We start from the raw sequence: 19,519 nt of genomic DNA, 5'->3' as shown, positions 1-19,519 counted from the left end.
ATTCGAAAACAAGGCCGTCTGAACGATTAATGTTTCAGACGGCCTTGTTTTTTAGCGCCAATACAGCTAACCCAAGCCAGTCAAACCGTGTGCGTGGTTGCGCCACACATCCTACTGCCGGGCGCGGTTTCTTGTTTGATTTTGCACAAGATTGCGCCGCTTCACGGCTTATTCTTCTTCGTCGCCGTAATATTTCACGCCGATTTTAATCGGGGCGCGACCTTGCGATTTGCGGTGGTGGTTGGAATCGCGCAGCGAATAGGCGCAGCCGCAATATTCTTGCTGATAAAAATGCTCGCGTTTGCTGATTTCTATCATGCGCGCGCTGCCGCCGCCTTTGCGCCAGTTGTATTGCCAATATTGCAGCTCGGGGTATTTTTCAGCCGCGCGCACGCCGCAATCGTTGATTTGGTTCATGTTTTTCCAGCGCGAAATGCCCAGGCTGCTGGTGATCACGGGAAAGCCGTGCTCGTGGGCATAAAGCGCGGTGCGCTCGAAACGCATGTCGAAACACATGGTGCAGCGGCGGCCGCGTTCAGGGTCCATCTCCATGCCGCGTGCGCGCTCAAACCAATTGTCCACATCGTAATCGGCGTCGATAAAGGGGATGTTGTGTTTTTCGGCAAAGGCGATGTTTTCGTTTTTGCGGATTTCGTATTCTTTTTTGGGGTGGATATTGGGGTTGTAGAAATAAATGGTGAAATCGATGCCCGAAGCGAGCATGGCTTCCATCACTTCGCCCGAGCAGGGGGCGCAGCAGGAATGCAGCAACACTTTTTTGTGGCCGTCGGGCGGGGTGAGGGTGGGGCGGTCGATGGGGGTGGTTTCGGCTTTGGGCTGGCTCATGGCGATGCTCTTTTTGAGATTAAGGCGTTCAGACTGCCTTTTTGTTTGGTGGCAGTTGAACGGTGTGTGGGGCGTTATTTTAGCAGAATCAGTTGTTAAGATGTGTAGCAGGCCGTCTGAACGGGGTTCAGACGGCCTTTTACTCTTGATTCCAATAAGCCCGTAGGTCGGATTCTTGAATCCGACACTTGTTCGCAGAACAAGGTGTTCACATCACTTTGGCCAATGGCCAAACATCGGATTCAAAAATCCGACCTACGCGGGTGTTGTTGTCGAACTGCTTTTATTTTGTAAACTTATTTTTCGAATGGGTTTCAGACGGCCTGTTTTGTGGTGATTGATGCCGATAAGCCTCACAAGCCCATGGCGTGTTTAATCAGGCGCTGTTTCAGCGGCGCGGCGGCATTCACCCAGTTGAGGCCGTTGTTGCGCAGCCACGGCAGCGCGGGCAGGTGGTTTTCGCCAAACAGGTGAAACAGGCCGTCGCAGCCAAGCTGCATGGTGCGCACGGGCTCGAGGCGGTTTTGCGCATAGCGTTTTAAAAGCTGGTGTGCGCCCAAATCGGCGGCGTTTTGGCTGAGGCGGGCAAATTCGATTGCATCGCCAAAACCCAGGTTCACGCCCTGGCCAGCCAGCGGATGGATGGTGTGGGCGGCATCGCCGATCAGCATGATGCGTTGCGCCACGGTGGTAGCGGGGCGGCGCAAAATCAGCTCAAAGGCAAAAGCGGGCGAGAGCGGCGAGAGGCGGCCGAGCATGCCTTCGCCTTGCGCGGTAACGGCGGCGGCCAGATCATCGGGCGCGAGCGCGGTGAGTTTTTCCGGCGCGGCGGTGCTCCACACGATGGAAATTTTATGGTCCGGCAGCGGCAGATAGGCCAGCACTTCGCCGTGTTTAAACCATTGATAAGCGGTGCCGTGGTGGCTTTTTTCGGTGTGGAAATTGGCCACCACGCCGTGATGGCCGTAGGCGTTTTCCTGCACGGTAATGCCTGCTTGCGCGCGCACCCACGAGTTGGCACCGTCGGCACCGATAATCAGCCGCGTTTTGAGCGTTTCGCCATTGGCCAGCGTGAGCGTGGCCGCTTCGACATCGGTGTGGATGGCGGCGGCTTCGGTGAATACGGGAATTTCCAGCACTTCAATCTGCCGCCACAAAGCCGCGAGCAGCCAGCGGTTTTCGGCAATGCTGGTAAGTCTGTCGGCTTGGATGTCGGCAGCGGCAAATTCGATGCGCCCGCCGCCATCGCCGCGCACGTCCATGCGCGCCACGGGCTGAATGCGGCTTTCAGACGGCCAAGCGTGCAGCGATTGCAAAAATTGGCGGTTGACGGGGCTGATGGCATAAATGCGCGCATCCCAGCCTTTTTCGAGGCGCTCGGCATCTGTGGTGGGCGGGCGGATTTCGAGCAAGGCAACGCGGCGTTGCTGCTGCTTGAGCGCCACCGCCATCGCCGCGCCCACGAGGCCGCCGCCGATAATCAGGGTGTCGTAAATCATAATATTGGCCTTATACCCAATCTGAAAAACAATCTAATGCGTTGTTCGCCTTGCCGTGCTCTCTGTGCTGCCTGCGGAGAGCCGTTTTGTTAGCTTGTTTGTTAGGTTTGGTATTGTTGGTGTGATGATGCTGATTATACCTGTTTCTTATACCTGTTTCAGACGGCCTGTTTGGTTTTTGCGCTGTTTGGGCGTGCTAAATGCAGGCGCTGAAGGCATTGGATTGGCAGGCCGTCTGAAGATGGATTATGGCTGGTTTTGGGCATATTGCGGCAAATCGTCGTTGATGTGCAGCCAGCGGATTTTGCTGCCGGTCCAAATATGATAGGCGGGCGCGATGCGGTCGGGGTGGTCGAGGCTGGCGAGGGTGAAATCGAGCGTGGTAGGCTCGGCTTCGCTGCAAAAAAGTAGCTGCGTGCCGCAATGGCGGCAGAATTCGCGCCGGCTGTGTGCCCCCGATGCAAAATGGGCGGGTTTGCCTTGGCTGTATTCAAAGCTGCCGCGCGCCACGGTGGCCCAGGCTTGCACAGGCGCGCCGGCGGAATGCTGGCACAGGCGGCAATGGCAATAGCCGGCATCGATGGGTGCGTGCAACACGCGGTAGCGGATGCGGCCGCACAGGCAGCCGCCGAGCAGGGGATAGGGCATGGTATTTGGCCGATCAGGTTTCATATCAATCCAAAAAAATAACCTAACTTCGTTGTCTCGCCTTGCCGTACTATCTGTACTGTCGCAGGCTTCCGCCTTGTTAGCTTACTTTTTTGAATGGGTATCAGACGGCCTTATCATAAGGAAGCGCTGCTTAAACGGCAAGGGTTTGGCGGCGCTTGTGTGTGGTGCGGGGCTTTAGGGTCTGTTCACAATTCATCTCGTGGCAATCTTTTGGCTCAAAAACGCGCCTGCCGCGTTGAAAATGCTCGCAAGGTGTTCAACCTTGCTGCGCTTTTCGCCTTGCAAGCGCGCTTTTGCGCTCAAAATCTTACGCACGGATGAAATGTGAACAGACCCTAGGGTCTGTTCACAATTCATCTCGTGGCAATCTTTTGGCTCAAAAACGCGCCTGCCGCGTTGAAAATGCTCGCAAGGTGTCCAACCTTGCTGCGCTTTTCGCCTTGCAAGCGCGCTTTTGCGCTCAAAATCTTACGCACGGATGAATTGTGAACAGACCCTAGGGTCTGTTCACATTTCATCACGCGGCAATCTTTTGGCTCAAAAACGCGCTCGCCACGTTGAAAATGCTCGCAAGGTGTCCAACCTTGCTGCGCTTTTCGCCTTGCAAGCGCGCTTTTGCGCTCAAAATCTTACTCGCGGATGAATTGTGAACAGACCCTAGGGTCTGTTCACAATTACTTGTCATAAAGGTAGCCACATCACAATGCATCCCAATAAAACCGTGCTGTGGAAGTTGCGCTTTAGCTTATCGTAGCGGCTGGCAATCGCTCGGAAATGTTTCAGACGACAAAAAGTATTCTCCACCAAGTGCCTGATTTTATAAAGATACCAGTCCATGTCTTTATTTTTCTCTTCCCTGTCTTTTCTATAGGGAATATTGGCTTTCGCGCCACTTTCCTCTATCTGTTCCCTGAGTCGGTCTGAATCATAGCCCTTATCCGCATTCACAAGCTCAGTTCCGGCAAGATCGATGTTATCAAGCAATTCCGGCGCAACGCTGATATCGTTGATATTGCCCGCAGTAATGATAATCTCAACCGGATTGCCTGAGACGTCTACCGCCAGATGAATCTTGCTGGTCATCCCGCCCCGGCTCATACCGATTGCGTGTTCCTCTTCTTCGCTGAGCCATGAGGCGCCGGCTGAATGTTGATGCGCCCGAACATAGCTGCCATCTATGGCTACCCATTCCAAATCACAGTCTTGGCTGAGCTTTTTTAAGGCTTCGGCAAAAATACCTTTTGCCGACCAACGGTTATAAGCCGTGTAAACGGTATGGTGTTTGCCGAAATACTCGGGCAGATCGCGCCAAGGGATGCCGGTTCTGACTCTGTATAGGATGCCTTCGAAAATCAGGCGTAGATTGGGTTTGCAATAAACACCCAAATCACGCAGAATGGGCAACAGCTTCGTCCAGTATTCATCTTTGAGTAGTGTGCGGGGCATGGCAGGTGTATTAGGGTTGTGTGAGAGCTCCCTTTTTACACCTGCTTTCCTTTTTATTCAATGTTATGACAAGTAATTGTGAACAGACCCTAGGGCTTGTGCAGGAAGCGGCGGATTTTCTGCCACAGCCCCGGCGCGGGCGCGGTTTCGGCCAGGTTGCCGGCGGCGATTTTTTCGGCCAGCATGGCTTTGATGCGGGTGCGCCATTCGTGTTGCAAAATGCCGAACACGGCGGTGTTGCGGCGCACACCGCTGGCGAGCACCATATCGCTGCGCAACACGCCCTCTTGCGTGGCGCCTATGCTTTCGAGTGCGCGGATGCTGGCGTGGTTGTTGATATCGGCGGTGAAGGCCACGCGGCACATATCCCAATGCTCGAAAGCGTGTTGCAGCAGCAGATATTTGGTGCGCTTGTTGACATTGCTGCCGCGGGTGTCGGTGTGCAGCCAGGTGTAGCCGATGTGCACGCTTTTGTGGTGCTCGTCGATGTGGTAAAAGCGGGTGCTGCCCACGATGCGGCCTTGATATTCCACCACAAAAGGCAGGTGGCGGCCGGCGGCGCGCTGCACCAACGCGGTTTGGATATAGCTGTGCATATTTTCCGCGCCCAGCGCGCTGTTGGGCGTGTATTGCCAAGTGTCGGGGCATTCGGCGGCTATTTGCAGCAGCGCATCGAAATGATCGATGCTAAGCGGCAGCAGGCGCAAATCGGCATCTTGCAGAATGAGCATTTCCTTATCCTCCAAGCGGGTGGGCGGCAGGATTCGGCAACGGATGAAATGCTAGGGATCCTGACATTTCGATTTATGGGGGTATTTCGCCCCTGAAAACGCATCTGCCGCGTTAAAAAGCCTCGCAAGGTGTCCAACCTTGCTGCGCTTTTCGCCTTGCATCTGCATTTTCAGGAACAAAATCCCCCTCATAAACGAAATGTCAGGACACCCTAACGATAGCGTGTGAAGATGACGATTAAAGCTTATAAACTGAAAATTAACAGGCGGGTGATTTTTTACACGCAGCAGGTTGTGGGGAGCTGGTCGGATTCTCGAATCCGACACTTGTTTGCAGAACAAGCATCAGGGCTGAGACAAATGTCGGATACAAGTATCGAGCCGGCGGATTCTTTCAGACGGCCTCGCTTTGTTTTCTGCATTCAAGCTTATGAAAAGCATGTAAACAGGCTTTTATAAACCGAAAATCAATTGGCGGGTGAATTTTTTACGCGCGGCGGGCAGGCTGTCGAGCAGCGCCATCACGCCGCCGCGCCCTAATTTGAGCAGGGCGTCGGGGTGGTCGAAAAGCGTGACCAAGCTGTGGGTGAAGCCCACAATGGCTTGCGCATCAGGGCGGCGGCCGGCGGCATATTGCTGCGCCAGCGCGTTGTTGTTGAGGCTTTTGGCGGCCGCAAAGCAGGCGGCCAGCGCCAGCGCGTCGCGCACGCCCAAGTTCAGCCCTTGCGCGGCCACGGGGTGCATGGTTTGCGCGGCATTGCCGATGCAGATCACGCGGCCGCTGTAAACCTTATTGAGCTGCTTTAATTGCAGGGGAAACACCGCCGCTTCGCCGCGTGCTTTCAGACGGCCTAAATGATTGCCGAACGCGGCTTCAAAGGCGGCGGCGAAGTCTTCAAACGGCATGTTTTTGAGCGAGAGCGCATCGGCGGGAGTGCGCGTCCACACCAAGCGGTAGGCATGGTGGTAGGGCAAAAGGGCGAAAGGGCCGGCATCGGCAAAGCGCTCATATGCGGTGCCGTTGTTGCCTTGCTCGAATTCGAGCGTGGTCACCAGCGCCGATTGTTGGTAATCGTAGCTGTGGCATTGCAGGCCGGGCAGGCCTTCGGCGAGGTGGCCGCCCTCGGCCAGCACCACCCAATCGGCGGTGAGGCTGTGCGCACGGCCTTGCTGCTCGATTTGCAGCTCGGCAAAATGGCTGAGCGTGCGTACTTGGGCCACTTGCGTGTGCCACAACACCGGCACGTTTTGCGCCGCCAGCGCCGCTTCGCAGGCGCGCATCAGCAGCGCATAATCCACCGTGCGCCCCAGCGCCGCCACGCCCATATCTTCGGCGCGCAGCAAGGTGCGGCCAAACATGTTTTGCTGCGAAATATGCACGTTCACAATCGGCGTGGTTTCTTCTTCGGGCAGCACCACGCCCGCCTGCTGAAACGCCGCCACGCTGTTGAACGACAAAGCCAGCGTGCGCCGGTCGCGGATTTCGGCATGCTGCGGCCGCGCCTCAATCAACAACACCTGCCGCCCTTGGCGGGCAAGCTGCAAAGCAGCCAACACGCCGACGGGGCCGGCGCCGATTACGGCGATTTGGGTATGGGCGGGAACGGGCGGCATGATGAAACCTCGCAATGGCAACAAGCGCTTATTTTAGCGGATTTTGATAAAAGCAGCTGGATTAAGATAACAGGCCGTCTGAAAACAAATCGTTCAGACGGCCTTTGAGGAATAGGCGCAGTGTGCACCATGTTATAATGCGCAGTTGCGTTTTGCCCTATTTAAAGAGATTTTTCCACCATGCACAACCTGCCGCCGCGCCGCTTGGCCGTTGCCCCCATGCTCGACTGGACAGATAAACACTACCGCCATATGGCGCGCCAAATCACGCGCCACAGCTGGCTCTATAGCGAAATGATCAACGCCGGCGCGATTATCCACGGCGACAAAACGCGCTTTTTAATGTTTAACGAAGGCGAAAATCCGCTCGCCTTGCAGCTGGGCGGCAGCGAGCCTGCGGATTTGGCCAAAGCGGCCAAAGCGGCCGAAGATTACGGCTATAACGAAGTCAACCTTAATTGCGGCTGCCCCAGCCCGCGCGTGCAAAAAGGCGCATTCGGCGCCTGCCTGATGAACGATGCGGCGCTGGTGGCCGACTGCCTCAACGCCATGCAGGATGCGGTGCAGATTCCCGTTACCGTCAAGCACCGCATCGGCGTCGACCGCCAAACCGAATACAGCACCGTGGCCGATTTTGTGGGCACTCTGCGCAAGCAAACCGCCTGCCGTACCTATATCGTGCACGCGCGCAATGCCTGGCTCGACGGCTTGTCGCCCAAAGAAAACCGCGAAGTGCCGCCTTTGAAATACGAATATGTTTACCGCCTCAAGCAGGAATTTCCCGATTTGGAAATTATCATCAACGGCGGCATCACCACCAACGAAGAAATCGCCGCCCATCTGAAGCATGTAGACGGCGTGATGGTGGGGCGCGAAGCCTATCACAACCCGATGGTGATGCGCGATTGGGATGCCTTGTTTTACGGCAGCAGCCATGCGCCGATTACCGAAGCCGATTTGGTGGCGCGCCTTTACGATTATGCCTTAAGCCAAGTAAACGCCGGGCGCGGCACCACCGTGCGCCATATCGCCCGCCATTATCTGGGCCTGATGCACGGCCTGAAAAACGCCCGCAGCTGGCGGCGCATGCTCTCCGACGCCGCCTTGCTCAAGCCCAACCGCCCCGAGCTGATTTTGGAAGCGTGGGCGCAAGTGGCTGCGGCCAACGGGTTTGAATAAAATTAAATTGTCATAAAAATATAGGCCGTCTGAAACTTTTCAGACGGCCTATAGTCTTTTCTTAAGTTAATAATGATTTGCATTTATTAATTTAAATGTGCATTCCTCTGCCGGAAGGAATGTTTTTATGAGGCAGTTTGATTGAAAAGGAGAAACAATATGAATCTATACAGCAATATCGGCAATTTCTCTTCAGCCTTTAACGGCTGGCGTGCAGAGCCAAAAGAAAGCTTTCGGGCATCAGATTGGCAACCCATTCCTCCACCTGCAATCCCGCAGCCGTCAGGCTATATACCTTCTCTCTCAATACCGAGAGCACCTGTGGACAATCCTGCCCACGAAAATCATCCTGATACAAAAATAAAAGATGTGGCTTTATACGATTTGAAGGTTGTTGATGACGATGTATTGCGGCAAGTGGAAACCAATGTTGTGATGGTCACGCCGGATCCTATTGAAGACACACCCTCGAAAATTCTCGATTTCTCCGACCTCGATGCCAATTTGGAGAATTTAGAATTTATCCCGCAAAATCCGGTTATTACCGGTGATATTCATGCCCAAGTGCCAGCGCCGACACTGGCCGAACAGCCTCTGCCCAAACCACAAATCAGTCAAGCCCACCCTGCGCCTGCGTCCGAAACGCCGGAAGCCGCCGCAACCCACCCGCTCAACTAAAGCATAGGCGTATTGGGCGATGCCGCCACTTATGCCGATGCTGCGCTCGCAAACCCGCATCAAAGCTTTTTGGCCGAAACCGAAAAGCTTAAAAACAGCGCCTCGCTCAAGCATGATTTGGCCTCAGGCTTTTCGCGCCGCATTATGGAATTTGAAGAAGGCGGGATGCTCGATGAGCGCAAGGCTTATTATGCCAATAACCGTGAAGCACTGAATGAAGCGGTGGAGAAAATCCGCACCGATGCCGCTGAAACAACGCAGAAATACGGCGAGATGAGTGGCAAGCTGCACCTGCTCAACGGCATCACCAAAATCACCGGCGGCATCAGCAATGCCGCAGATGCATACGAGCTTGGCAGCCGCATCAATACTGCATCCCAAACCGACAACTGGGATCCGGTTGCAGGTCAGATTGCCAAAATCGTGGCTGCTGCTGTTTCGGTGGTTGGGAGCGCGGCGGTGGCCAGAGGGATGGGATTGATGCTTTTAGGTATGGGTGCTCCGGCTGGATTTGTCGCTGCTGCCACAATTGTAGGAGGCGTTGTGCTCACATACTTTGCGTTAGAGGGTGTCGAAGCCTTGGAAAAGAAAATTTCCATGGGTGAATTCCGTTCCGATGGCGGCATCAATGAATACGAATATTCCGATTTGGTGCTGTTCGGCAACAGCCTATCCGGCCGCCTTGAAAGTACGCGGCTGGCGGCTGAAAATGTCAGCATCATCGGCAACCATCATTTTAAAGATCTCGAAATCAACAGCGAGAGCGCCACCTTTATCGGCGATGTCCGCACCGAAGAAGCGTTGATTATCAACAGCAATGAAATCAGCATCATCAGCAACGAGCCCCATTTTGAAAACCCTATCGAAACACCACTTGCCGAAGGCGCAGATCCGGCAGCAGCTGAGGCACTTGTTGCCGCAGAAAATCCGTCTGCAGAGCCGCCTGCTCAGGCTGAAAGTGCAGTTGAAGCAGCCGGGCTGTGGCCGGCAGGCGGCTCGAGATTGGTTGCCTTCGAGCCTTATCTCTTTTTGCCCAATGCAGAAGCCGCATTGCCTGGTGCAGAGCCGCTCGTGCCGATTCCGGAAAACAGCCATCCGGCTGAAGAGGCAGCAAAAGAAACCAACCTTCCCTCAGAGCTTCTTGATGATGAATGGACATTTCTGCCATCGGGTGAAGTGCCGGCACCGGCAGCGCAGAGCCCTGCAAGCGCTCAGCCGCCGGTTTATCCCGAAGTGATTCAACCGGCCATCAGCCTGCCCGAGCCTCAGGAAAATCATTTAATATAATGTAAATTGATTGTCAGCCCGTCTGAATATTCAGACGGCCTTTAGGAGCTATAAAAAATGGATAAAAAACAGGTGGAAAATTATATTTTCTATGCCCTTTTGATTTTCCCTGTGGTGCTGTTTATTTTGATTCCGGCGCACCCTGCCGGCGATTTTGATTTTGCATTAAACCGTTTTGTCGATAAGTATTTATTGGGAAATGGCTATTATATGCCGTCGAATTACCCATTTAGCGCCAAGGTGGTAAACAGCTTCACCGTTGGTTTTGCGGTGATAATGGGAACCTTTGTCGGTATATGGCGTAAAGATGATGTGATCAGGGTGCCCAAGCATATCTGGTGGTATTGTTTATTGATTTTTGGATTGGGCATATCTACATTTTTACTAAGTTTGTATCCGCAAGTATTCAAAGTGAGCACGGGCAGAAGCTTTGGCACCAGCGAAGCGTTTCACAATAATCCGGTTTTATTTTTATTTATGATTATTGCGAAAGAGATTTGTATTTATATAGGCATTCGAGCGCCGCTTACCTTTTTATTATTTGCCATAGATTACAGCAGGAAATAAAAAGTAAGGCCGTCTGAACATTCAGACGGCCTTTTCAATCATGCAAACCGATATTTACGGAATGCTCGAAATCGGTGCTTTGCGTTTGAATTTCCATTTCACCGCATAGCCGGCCAGCACCGGAATGGCCGCGATAATCATTTTAAATGTCCAAGTGGCATACCACGGCTTGGCGATCACAATGGTTTCGCTGCTGGCACCGGGCACCAAAATATCGCTCACGGCATACCAATCGAGAAACGGCCACCAGCAAGCCACCAAAAGGCCGAGAAACACCGGCCAGATCAGGTGCGTGATGTTGCGCTGCCACAAGATGAAAAACACCAAAGCCCAAATCAGCGTGAGCGCGCTGATTAAAAGCGCGGTGTGGGTGGGCGCGCCCAGATAGTCGGCGATGAAATAAGTGAGCACCACCCAGAGGGCGGCGAGTATGGCCATGATAAATTCTTCGGGGCGTTTGAGCATGGGGCTCTCCTTTGTGGGAAAAGGCCGTTTGATGGCGGCACGATGATTTGCCGAATCTTACCGCAAAACGGCTATTTTGGGTATGCGGCAAACAAAAGCGCATTGATTTTCTCCGCACGCGCCTGCTCGCCCAACACGCCTGCGCTGTGCAGTAGCTGCAAATAAGCCTGAATATGCGCATATCGGGCTTCGGCCAGCTTTTGCACCGCCTCGGCCTGAGCCTGCTGCGCCTGCACTTCTTCCAAATTATTGCGTATGCCCACTTCTTTGCCCAAGCGCGTGGCTTGCAGCCGGGCATCGGCAGCATTCAGCAAACGCTGCTGGGCGAGCACTTGGATTTTGCTGCTGTGGCTGCCTAAATAAGCCTGCCGCACCGCCAGCTTGGCCTGTCGCTCGGCTGCCAACAATAATTCGCGGTTTTGCGCCACTCGGGCGGCGGCTTCGCGCACTTGGCTGGCGGTGTGGCCGCCGCTGTCTTGGCTGGCGGTGTGGCCGCCGCTGTCTTGGCTGGCGGTGTGGCCGCCGCTGTATAGCGGCATGCTCAATTGCAGCGTGAGCGTGGCGCCTTTGCTGCGGTATTTTTGTGCATCTCCGCCGTATTCGCGGGTGCTGTGGTTGTCTTGATAGCCGCTGTTGAGCGTGAGCTTGGGCAAATGGCCGCCTTTGGCGGCAGCAAGGGCGGCTTCGGCGTTTTCAAGCGCGGCTTTTTGCAATTGCCACGAGCGGTTGTGCGCAGCGGCCAGCTTTTGCCATTGCGGCTCTTGCCGGCCATCGAGAAAATCGACCTGCTCGGCCTGTTTGTCCAGCGGGCGGATGGCAGCAGCATTCAGCCCGGTTAAATCGGCCAGCGCATTTTCGGCCACCTGCAATTGGGTAGCCGTGGCGATTTCTTTGGCCAGCGCGGCATCATAGCCCGCTTGGGCTTCGTAAGTGTCGATAATGGTGGCCGCGCCTTGCGCAAACATGGCTTGCGCCTGCCGGATTTGCTGGCGGTAGGCGTTTTTTTCATCGCGAATCGCCGCCAATTTATCCCGATTCAGCAACACATCGAAATAAGCCTGCGCCACATTCAGGCGCACATCATCTGCATGATTTTCCAAGCGGATATCCGCCATCTGCGCCGCCAGCCGGCCTTGCCGGTATTGGGCGAAGCGGCTTTTATCATAAAGAATCTGGCTTGCCTGCACATTCCAGCCGTGGCTTTGGGTATTGGCGGAGAGCGAATAAGGCTGCTTTTGGTAAACCGCATTGGCGCTGATTTGCGGCAGCAGCGCCGCGCGCGCCTGATATTTTTGTTCTGCCTCGGCATCGCGGCTGTGTTTGGCAGCGGCATGGTCGGCTGAATAATGCAGGGCTGCTTGCCAGGCTTGAGCCAAATCGAAAGCATGAGCCGGTTGAAAAAGTGCGGATAGGGCAAAGCAAAAAGTGGGGAAAGGGCAGAATTTTGGCATATTTGTGTAAATTATCGGATTGAATATAAGAATAATTTCTAAATCTAGGCAAGAATAAGCATGATTATTTTAAATATTAAACTGAATAAAAATGATTATTGATAAATATAAAATTTATTTGTAATATAACATAAAATTTGTTTGAAATAATTAAATTCTGGTAAGCGCGCCAGTCAGTCGAGCCGGCTACGCGGCGCTGGGCACCGGCGCGCACAATAAGGAGCATCAGGAAAATGCATTTGGATTTCAATATTTCATCGGCTCAGTTTCATCAAGAATATCTTTATCAAAAACCGATGGTGTTTAAAGGCGCGGTAAAAAATATCGATATCGGCTGGAAAGAGATTAATGAGCTTTACCAACGGGCAAACCCGATGGATCCGCAATTCAAGCTGAGAAAAGGGGGCTTTGTGCCCAAAGAGGGCGTAAGGGACAAAAAAGGTGCTCTTTTGAAGAAACATCTTCCTAAGGGACATTTTAGGTGCTGTTAAGGTTTTTCCGAGAAAAATAATCCTTAATAAACCTTATCTTATTCTCTTTTCTCATGCCCTGGTGACAGCGCAGTTTCTGCTTCATATCCCCAAAACGGCCTTCCAGAAAATTGGTGGTTTTGGGAATGTCCAATTCAGCAAACCGCTCAAAGGCAAACAGATAATCCAAGTTCCGTTTCAGGCTGTTGTAGGCACTGCGAAGCCTCTTGTGCGTGTAGTGTGACTTGCCTGTTTCCGGATGAATGCTACGCTCATTCAAGAAGCTTTTATGTTGTTCAAACCAGTCGTTCAATGCGCTTTCAAACTGGTGCCGGCTGCTGCTTTTCAGGGTAAGCACGAGCTCGCGCAAGTCTTGCGCCGCTACCGTTTTCGGCTTTCGGGTCAGGTAGCGGTTCACCGTTTTGACCTGATGGAAGTGGCACAGCTGCACGGGAATATCGGCAAACATCTGCATCAACCCTTTTTTGCCATCACAGGTAATACTTTGTATATTTATGCCTTTTTCCCTTATTTTGCAGACGGCCTCAAAATATAATGCGTTGGTTTCAGATTTGACTTCATCAACAGACAAAGCCTGCCCACTGATGCCGTCATGCAAAACCATGACGCCGAAACGCCTGCCGAAATAGGTGGTGTCCATAATCAGGTTAACGGTTTGCGGTGTTGCAAATTCATGTTTGGTGACTACTTTGCCCAAATGGCGGCTGATGGTTTTACGGCTGCAATGGAAGTGCTCTGCGAGCTGCCCGACCGTCTGCTTGCCCCTTGAGTAGCGCTGCCATAATTCGTCAGGATTGAGACGCGAACCGCCGCTAAAACGCTTGTCACAAACGTGACATTTATAACGCTGCCGATTATTTTGTTTACCATCTTTTTTGACTTTATTTGAGTGGCAAAAAGGGCATTTTTTGTATTCAAAACCTTTGAATCCTTGAAATCCTTATAGCGTAAGACTTTCAGCAATTTTTAGCACCTTTTTTGTCCCTTATGCCCCAAAGAGCAATATGTGGAAGCTTACCAAGATGTGGGTAAAACACGCTATCGCTTTATTAAATCGGCGATTTACGATTATTTGCGCAACGGCACCACCATTATCTACAACCGCATCAACAACGAGCCGTTTGCCGATAATCTTGCCAAGCAGGTGGCGCAATTTGCGCGGGCGCAAACCATTGTGAGCGGCTATCTGGCCTTTGGCAGCGATTCTTCTTATGGCAATCATTGGGACACCCGTGATGTGTTTGCGGTGCAATTGGTGGGAAAAAAACATTGGACACTTTCCGCGCCCAATTTCGATATGCCGCTCTATATGCAGCAGGCCAAAGATATGCCGCACATCAAGCCGCCGCAAGCTATCGATATGGAAGTGGTGCTTGAAGCCGGCGATGTGCTCTATATCCCGCGCGGCTGGTGGCACAATCCCATGCCGATGGGCTGCGAAACCTTTCATCTGGCCATCGGCACCTTCCCACCCAACGGCTACAACTATATGGAATGGCTGATGAAAAAAGTGCCCGAAATCGCCAGCCTGCGCCAAAGTTTCCGCGGCTGGGAAGCCGATAAAGGCAATATTCAGGATATGGCGCAGCAGGTGGCCGGGCTGATTGCAAGCCCTGAATCTTATGAAAGCTTTATGCAGGCATTTTTGGGCGATCAGCGCGTGGATTCGCCTTTTATGATGGAGTGTTTCGGCAATCCCCATTCAGACGGCCTGCCGGATGATGCGCTGTTGCGCTTGAATGCGGTGGATATTTCCACTTTGGAAAAAGGCTATGTGATTGCCAATGGCACCAAAATCAATGTGGATGAAGAAGGCATCAAGGTTTTGGAAACACTTGGCAGCCGAGATAAAACGGGATTGGATTTATTGACCGTAGGTTGCGATGCCGAACAGCAAGTCAAAATCAAGGCTTTGGTGATGCAGTTGGGGATGTTGGATGTGATTGAAATTTTAAATGTATAAAAATCTTGACATAGTCACTTTGTATTATTCAAGTTTAATATTTTATTATTTATATGGAATTTAAAAATATATTAATAAATATAGTTTATTTTTTAAAATGATAATAAATAATCAAAAATGAATAAATAAATTGTCATAATAATTTTAAAAATACTTGTATTAATTGTTGTTGTGTTCAATATATTTGGATTGATTGATAAATGCATAATGAAAGATCTAATCGATAATAAATTTTTCAATAAAATAGTTTTTATATTTTCATATTTCCCAGTAGTTATTTTGTTATTTATAAATTAATAATTTTTTAAAACTTAGCCATTGAATTATAGGAGGGAGACAAACATAAATAATCAAGTCTTTAAATGTCAGAAGGAGGTTTATAAGGAGTTAGATTTGAACGAGCAAGAAAAAAATATCTCGAAATTTAAAATGAAGCATTTTTTGATTTTTTTAGTAATCGGCATTTTATTTGCTTTTTTATTCAGATTAATAGCAGTGTTTTTATTACCCCAAAGCATGGATGATATTAATCGTTCAACTATTATCACCGGATTGGATTTTCTTGCGTTTGGGTATGCATTTTTTATAGTAAAGAAAAAATCTCTAAAATGAAAGGAATTAAAAATGAAAGAATTGCAGATAAATCAATTAATGTTGGTAAGTGGAGGGGCGGGGAAGGATACGATTGCTCAAGTTATTGGCGAAGCCATTGGAAGTGGTGAAATGACATATGGGAAATTGTTGGGCGGTGTAACAGCTATTGCTGTAGCTAGGATAGGCGGCAATAATCAAGTTTCTTATGGAACAGCGGCGGCGGCAGGGGCTTATGTAACGAAATTTACTGATGATGCTATAAATAGCCCACCATATAATGGACGTCCTATTTTTGAAATTGAGCACGGACTAACAGCTCAGGATGGAACAGGTTATTGAAATAGTAGAGATAATTTAATATCTGATTATTCTTATAATTTTTTGGAAGATTAATGAAAATTAATTTGGATAATATGATTAAAAACTGGAAAGTATTTTTAATTATCATATTTTTATGCCAGCTTTTTATGCTATTGGTCTTTAAAATATTTGGTATAGAAAAATTTCTTTCTCTAACTGATTCGGAATGGAGTATTTTCTTTTCTACTTCAGGGTTTCTTTTTTATATACATTGGAAAAAAGATAACTAACCCGGATGTGATTTAATAACACAGGCTATTTAAGGCTTACTAAAGTAAATACATGATTCCTTCAATTATGAATTATATATTTTAGAAATTTTGAGTTTCTGATATGTAAATTAATTTACGGACACGAAAATATTCAAACTGTCGAATAGCGCTGACAAAGGGTTATATCATTGCCAATCGCGCCAAAATTAACATAGATGAGGACGACATCAAAGTATTCGGGCTGCTTGCCAAATAGGAAAAAACCGGTTTGAAAACGCTGTTGCTCAAACGCGACTCGGCATAACAGAATAAAATTCGGGCATTGATTTTACAATTGGAAATGTTGTATATCATTGAAATTATTTAGAGAAAATAGGGTTTTTGGAGTTGAGGAGTGGATTGGTTTGAATAATAAGGAGAGGAAAATGTGAATATTATTCTTAATGTATGCAAATATTTTTTTATTTCAGCAGCAATTATCACTGCGTATTTTTGGTGTGATGAAATGCTTAAAAATGGCCTTTCACAAAAGAAACTTTATATTTATGCAAAGGCATTTTTAATATTTTTGATATTAATTTTTGTTGCAAATGGTTGGAGAAGTCATGGCATTTAATTTTGTAATTATTTTTGTAGGTGATTTTTGGTTTCTTTTTTTGTGGCTAAATTTTTTAATTTAGATAAAATATATGTGGATAAATATAATATAAATATCAAATTGTTATATAGTTTAATGGCTTTAGCATCTTTAATATTTACAGGTGTAATATATTTAATTTATAGATAATATAAATATATTGTTTATTTTTTAATTTAGAAATATATTTTAATTAGTTTAATATCAGTTTTTTGAATTTATATTTAGTTTTGATATTTGGCTTTGAATGATAAAGGAAGTTTATGGCATTGACTTTGAGTGTTGTTTTTTTGGGCAGTTTGTGTTCTCTTATTTTGATAGGTAAAGTTTTTAAAAATGAAAAAGCGATAAATGAAAATTTAAAAGCTTTAAATATTACTAAAATCATGGTGGCGCACAGGAAAGAAACCATCGACTCGGCTGATAGGGTGATTAATCTGGGTGCAGCAGTTGTTTGAAAAAAGGCCGTCTGAAACCCTGGGTTTATCAACTCAATCTATGCTGTTGCAGCATGCAGTTTCGTGTCACTTTTTCTTGCATTTAACTATATTTGGCCGCCAATCGAGTCAATAATACCCATTCGAAAAAATAACCTAACTGCGTTGGCTCGCCTAGCTGTATGTCTTCGGCTCGCCGCCTTGTTATCTTATTTTTTCGAATGGGTATAAGCGTGAAGAAATATGTGAAACGCCGTCTGAAAGTTTTCAGACGGCCTGTCTTACGGTTTGTATCGTTGTAGGTCGGAAACTTGTATCCGACATTTATCGTATCGCCGCTTTGAAAATCTTGTTCTGCAAACAAGTGTCGGATTCGAGCATCCGACCTACGCACTACGGCTCGAAAAATGCTGTCTGAACGCTTTCAGACGGCATGGCTTGTTGTGCGGATGGCTGCGTTTATCCGCAAGCGGCGGGGCTGACTTGCAGGCTGCGGTTGTGGAAGGCGGCCAGGGTGTTGCGGTGGCCGATGCTCACGATAATGCTTTGGGGCAGGCGTGTTTTGATGAGTTGATAAAGCGCCGCTTCGGTGGGTTCGTCAAGTGCGGAGGTGGCTTCGTCGAGCAGCACCACTTGCGCTTGGGTGAGCAAAATGCGCACAAAGGCGATGCGTTGCAATTCGCCCGGCGAGAGGCGTTGCTGCCAATCGTCGTGCTCATCGAGTTTGTCGACTAAATGGCCGAGGCGGCAATCGAGCAGGGCGCCGATCAAATCGGGGTGGCGGCTGCTGATATCGGGGTAGCACACGGCTTCGCGCAGGCTGCCCTGCGGTACATAGGGGCGCTGTGGCACAAATAAGATGTGTTCGTGGGCGGGGCGCTGAATGCAGCCGCTGCTGCCGAAAGGCCATAAGCCGGCCAGCGCGCGCAGAAGCGAGGTTTTGCCGCAGCCGCTGGGGCCTTGAATCAGCAGGGCATCGCCGCGCTGCGCATCGATATTGATGTGTTCGAGCAGCACTTCGCCGTTGTTGCGGTAGAGCGCCACATCATTGAGGATAAGGCCGTCTGAAACTTCGCTCACTTGCGGCTGCTTGAAAGCGGGGTATTCGGTGAGGTTTTCCATAAAGCCGCTCAAGCGCTCGAGCCTTGCTTGATAGGCGGTGAATTGCTCGTAAAAGTTGCGGAAAAACGATAATGCCCGTTGCAGGCGGTTGAATGCCTGCACGGTTTGGTGCATGTCGCCTATGGTGACTTGGCCGGCAAAAAAGCGCGGTGCCTGCAACATCAGCGGCAAAAGCTGCACGCCTTGAGTGATGCCGGAATTGAAACCGTTGAGGCCGAGCGAGCGGTAAACGATGCGCCAGCGGTTGTCGATGATGCGGCGGAAATGCGTGCGCAGGTTTTGGCGTTCCACTTTTTCGCCGTCGTAAAAGGCGATGCTCTCGGCGTGATCGCGCACGCGGATCAGCGAATAGCGGTAGTTGCCGTTGAGGCGTTCGTTGTTGAAGTTTAGTTTTATCAGCGGCTTGCCTATCCACATGGCCACAAAAGTGGCCAAAATCACAAAAATAAACACGAAAAACACCATGCCGCGCGGAATTTCAAAGCCAAACAGCGCGAGCACACCCGACAAGCCCCACAACACAATCGAAAATTCAATCGCCGACACTACGGAATTAATCATGCCGCGCACAAATTCTACCGTGGTGGCGATAAAGTCTTGCGCATCTTGCTGGATACGCTGATCGATATTGTCGGGGCGCTGGCGGCGCATTTGCAGGCGGTAGTAGTTTTTATTTGCCAGCCAACGCTCGGTGAGCGCGTGGTTGAGCCGCTCGAGCCAGCGGATTTGCAACACCTGCCCCAGCCACTCATCAATGATTTCGTTCACAATACGCACGCCGAGCAAAAGGGCATTGAGCGAGGCGAAAAACCAGAAAGCGTTGAGGTTTTTGTCTTGCAGGGCGCTGTAGAGGCCGTTGTAGAAAAAAGTGTTGAGCACGCTGAAACGCACTTCGAGCAGAAGCAGCAGCAATAAAAGCGCCACCATCATCACGATTTTGGCGATGTTGGCGCGGCTCAAACAAGGCTGGAGCACGCGCCAAAACTGGCGGCCGAAAATAGTGCGCCGCAGTGCGAAAATCAGCAGTGCGCACACGATAACCACGCCGATAAAAGTTTGCAATAGCCATAAAGGTGTGCCGTAGAGCTCGGCTTGCCATTTTTCCATAATGAGATGCTTGAGGCCGTCTGAAAGATTGAAAAGGCTTTCAGACGGCCTGTGGATAAGGGTGAAAAGGGTTTACTTTCAGTTTGGAAAATAAGATAAAAGGGCGGCCGCTTGTTTGGCAATTCGGTGCGGCCGGGATTGCGGGATTGGGTTTCAGACGG

18 protein-coding genes and 2 pseudogenes are annotated in these 19,519 nt (G+C 50.2%); 10 read left to right on the top strand and 10 right to left on the bottom strand.

The window, feature by feature from the left end:
* Positions 1-168: 168 nt before the first annotated feature.
* From LVJ78_RS08805 to LVJ78_RS08780, 6 genes are all read right to left on the bottom strand, one after another.
* The gene (locus tag LVJ78_RS08805) at positions 169-846 is read right to left on the bottom strand and encodes an epoxyqueuosine reductase QueH (RefSeq protein WP_132952076.1); all 678 of its coding nucleotides are present in this window, start codon (positions 844-846) and stop codon (positions 169-171) included.
* Positions 847-1,199: 353 nt separating this feature from the next.
* The gene (locus LVJ78_RS08800) at positions 1,200-2,345 is read right to left on the bottom strand and encodes an FAD-dependent monooxygenase (protein WP_132952078.1); all 1,146 of its coding nucleotides are present in this window, start codon (positions 2,343-2,345) and stop codon (positions 1,200-1,202) included.
* A 246-nt stretch (positions 2,346-2,591) separates the two neighbouring features.
* The gene (locus LVJ78_RS08795; RefSeq protein ID WP_132952080.1) at positions 2,592-2,993 is read right to left on the bottom strand and encodes a GFA family protein; all 402 of its coding nucleotides are present in this window, start codon (positions 2,991-2,993) and stop codon (positions 2,592-2,594) included.
* 705 nt (positions 2,994-3,698) lie between these two features.
* A complete protein-coding gene (locus LVJ78_RS08790) occupies positions 3,699-4,463 on the bottom strand; it encodes an IS5 family transposase (RefSeq protein ID WP_244802560.1) in 765 nt (254 codons plus the stop codon).
* Positions 4,464-4,552: 89 nt separating this feature from the next.
* Positions 4,553-5,194 carry a GNAT family N-acetyltransferase gene (locus tag LVJ78_RS08785; RefSeq protein WP_132954913.1) on the bottom strand — a complete coding sequence of 214 codons (642 nt, stop codon included), beginning with the start codon at positions 5,192-5,194 and terminating at the stop codon, positions 4,553-4,555.
* A 453-nt stretch (positions 5,195-5,647) separates the two neighbouring features.
* Positions 5,648-6,808 carry an FAD-dependent oxidoreductase gene (locus LVJ78_RS08780; protein WP_132954914.1) on the bottom strand — a complete coding sequence of 387 codons (1,161 nt, stop codon included), beginning with the start codon at positions 6,806-6,808 and terminating at the stop codon, positions 5,648-5,650.
* Between the two features lie 180 nt (positions 6,809-6,988).
* On the opposite strand from LVJ78_RS08780, the gene dusA reads away from it, so the two are divergent.
* The 4 genes from dusA (at position 6,989) to LVJ78_RS08760 (ending at position 10,519) form a co-directional block, all read left to right on the top strand.
* Positions 6,989-7,987, top strand: coding sequence for a tRNA dihydrouridine(20/20a) synthase DusA (gene dusA / locus LVJ78_RS08775; protein WP_132954915.1), 999 nt, complete (start codon positions 6,989-6,991; stop codon positions 7,985-7,987).
* 159 nt (positions 7,988-8,146) lie between these two features.
* Entirely contained in the window at positions 8,147-8,665 is a 519-nt protein-coding gene (locus tag LVJ78_RS08770) for a hypothetical protein (protein WP_132954916.1), read from the top strand.
* A 69-nt stretch (positions 8,666-8,734) separates the two neighbouring features.
* On the top strand, positions 8,735-9,952 hold the full coding sequence (locus LVJ78_RS08765; RefSeq protein ID WP_132954917.1) for a hypothetical protein: 1,218 nt from the start codon (positions 8,735-8,737) through the stop codon (positions 9,950-9,952).
* 57 nt (positions 9,953-10,009) lie between these two features.
* Positions 10,010-10,519 carry a hypothetical protein gene (locus tag LVJ78_RS08760; protein WP_132954918.1) on the top strand — a complete coding sequence of 170 codons (510 nt, stop codon included), beginning with the start codon at positions 10,010-10,012 and terminating at the stop codon, positions 10,517-10,519.
* A gap of 54 nt (positions 10,520-10,573) precedes the next feature.
* Here the strand turns inward: LVJ78_RS08760 and LVJ78_RS08755 are convergent, their stop codons facing one another.
* A complete protein-coding gene (locus LVJ78_RS08755; protein WP_132954919.1) occupies positions 10,574-10,984 on the bottom strand; it encodes a hypothetical protein in 411 nt (136 codons plus the stop codon).
* Positions 10,985-11,055: 71 nt separating this feature from the next.
* On the bottom strand, positions 11,056-12,360 hold the full coding sequence (locus LVJ78_RS08750) for a TolC family protein (protein WP_243650413.1): 1,305 nt from the start codon (positions 12,358-12,360) through the stop codon (positions 11,056-11,058).
* Positions 12,361-12,668: 308 nt separating this feature from the next.
* Here LVJ78_RS08750 and LVJ78_RS08745 point away from each other — a divergent pair, with 308 nt between their 5' ends.
* Entirely contained in the window at positions 12,669-12,926 is a 258-nt protein-coding gene (locus tag LVJ78_RS08745; protein WP_132954921.1) for a hypothetical protein, read from the top strand.
* Here LVJ78_RS08745 and LVJ78_RS08740 read toward each other — a convergent pair.
* Positions 12,913-13,821: pseudogene (locus LVJ78_RS08740) on the bottom strand (IS256 family transposase, variant Zn-binding type); the annotation flags it as partial. The gene LVJ78_RS08745 and the pseudogene LVJ78_RS08740 overlap by 14 nt on opposite strands.
* A gap of 111 nt (positions 13,822-13,932) precedes the next feature.
* Here LVJ78_RS08740 and LVJ78_RS08730 point away from each other — a divergent pair.
* The 5 genes and pseudogenes from LVJ78_RS08730 to LVJ78_RS12525 form a co-directional block, all read left to right on the top strand.
* Positions 13,933-14,889, top strand: a complete 957-nt coding sequence (locus tag LVJ78_RS08730) for a JmjC domain-containing protein (protein ID WP_165870944.1) — start codon at positions 13,933-13,935, stop codon at positions 14,887-14,889.
* 393 nt (positions 14,890-15,282) lie between these two features.
* A complete protein-coding gene (locus LVJ78_RS08725; protein WP_132954812.1) occupies positions 15,283-15,501 on the top strand; it encodes a hypothetical protein in 219 nt (72 codons plus the stop codon).
* A 12-nt stretch (positions 15,502-15,513) separates the two neighbouring features.
* Complete coding sequence (locus tag LVJ78_RS08720) at positions 15,514-15,822, top strand: hypothetical protein (RefSeq protein WP_132954811.1); 309 nt, start codon at positions 15,514-15,516, stop codon at positions 15,820-15,822.
* 660 nt (positions 15,823-16,482) lie between these two features.
* A complete protein-coding gene (locus LVJ78_RS08715) occupies positions 16,483-16,671 on the top strand; it encodes a hypothetical protein (RefSeq protein WP_132954810.1) in 189 nt (62 codons plus the stop codon).
* Between the two features lie 356 nt (positions 16,672-17,027).
* Positions 17,028-17,150: pseudogene (locus LVJ78_RS12525) on the top strand (ATP-binding cassette domain-containing protein); the annotation flags it as partial.
* Positions 17,151-17,588: 438 nt separating this feature from the next.
* On the opposite strand, the gene LVJ78_RS08705 reads toward LVJ78_RS12525, so the two are convergent.
* Complete coding sequence (locus LVJ78_RS08705; RefSeq protein WP_132954808.1) at positions 17,589-19,358, bottom strand: ABC transporter ATP-binding protein/permease; 1,770 nt, start codon at positions 19,356-19,358, stop codon at positions 17,589-17,591.
* Positions 19,359-19,519: the final 161 nt, after the last annotated feature.

The organism is Uruburuella suis (assembly GCF_022870845.1).
Taxonomy (GTDB): Bacteria; Pseudomonadota; Gammaproteobacteria; order Burkholderiales; family Neisseriaceae; genus Neisseria; species Neisseria suis.
Note: the sequence above shows the minus strand (reverse complement) of the source record. Positions and strands in the feature narration are given on the sequence as shown.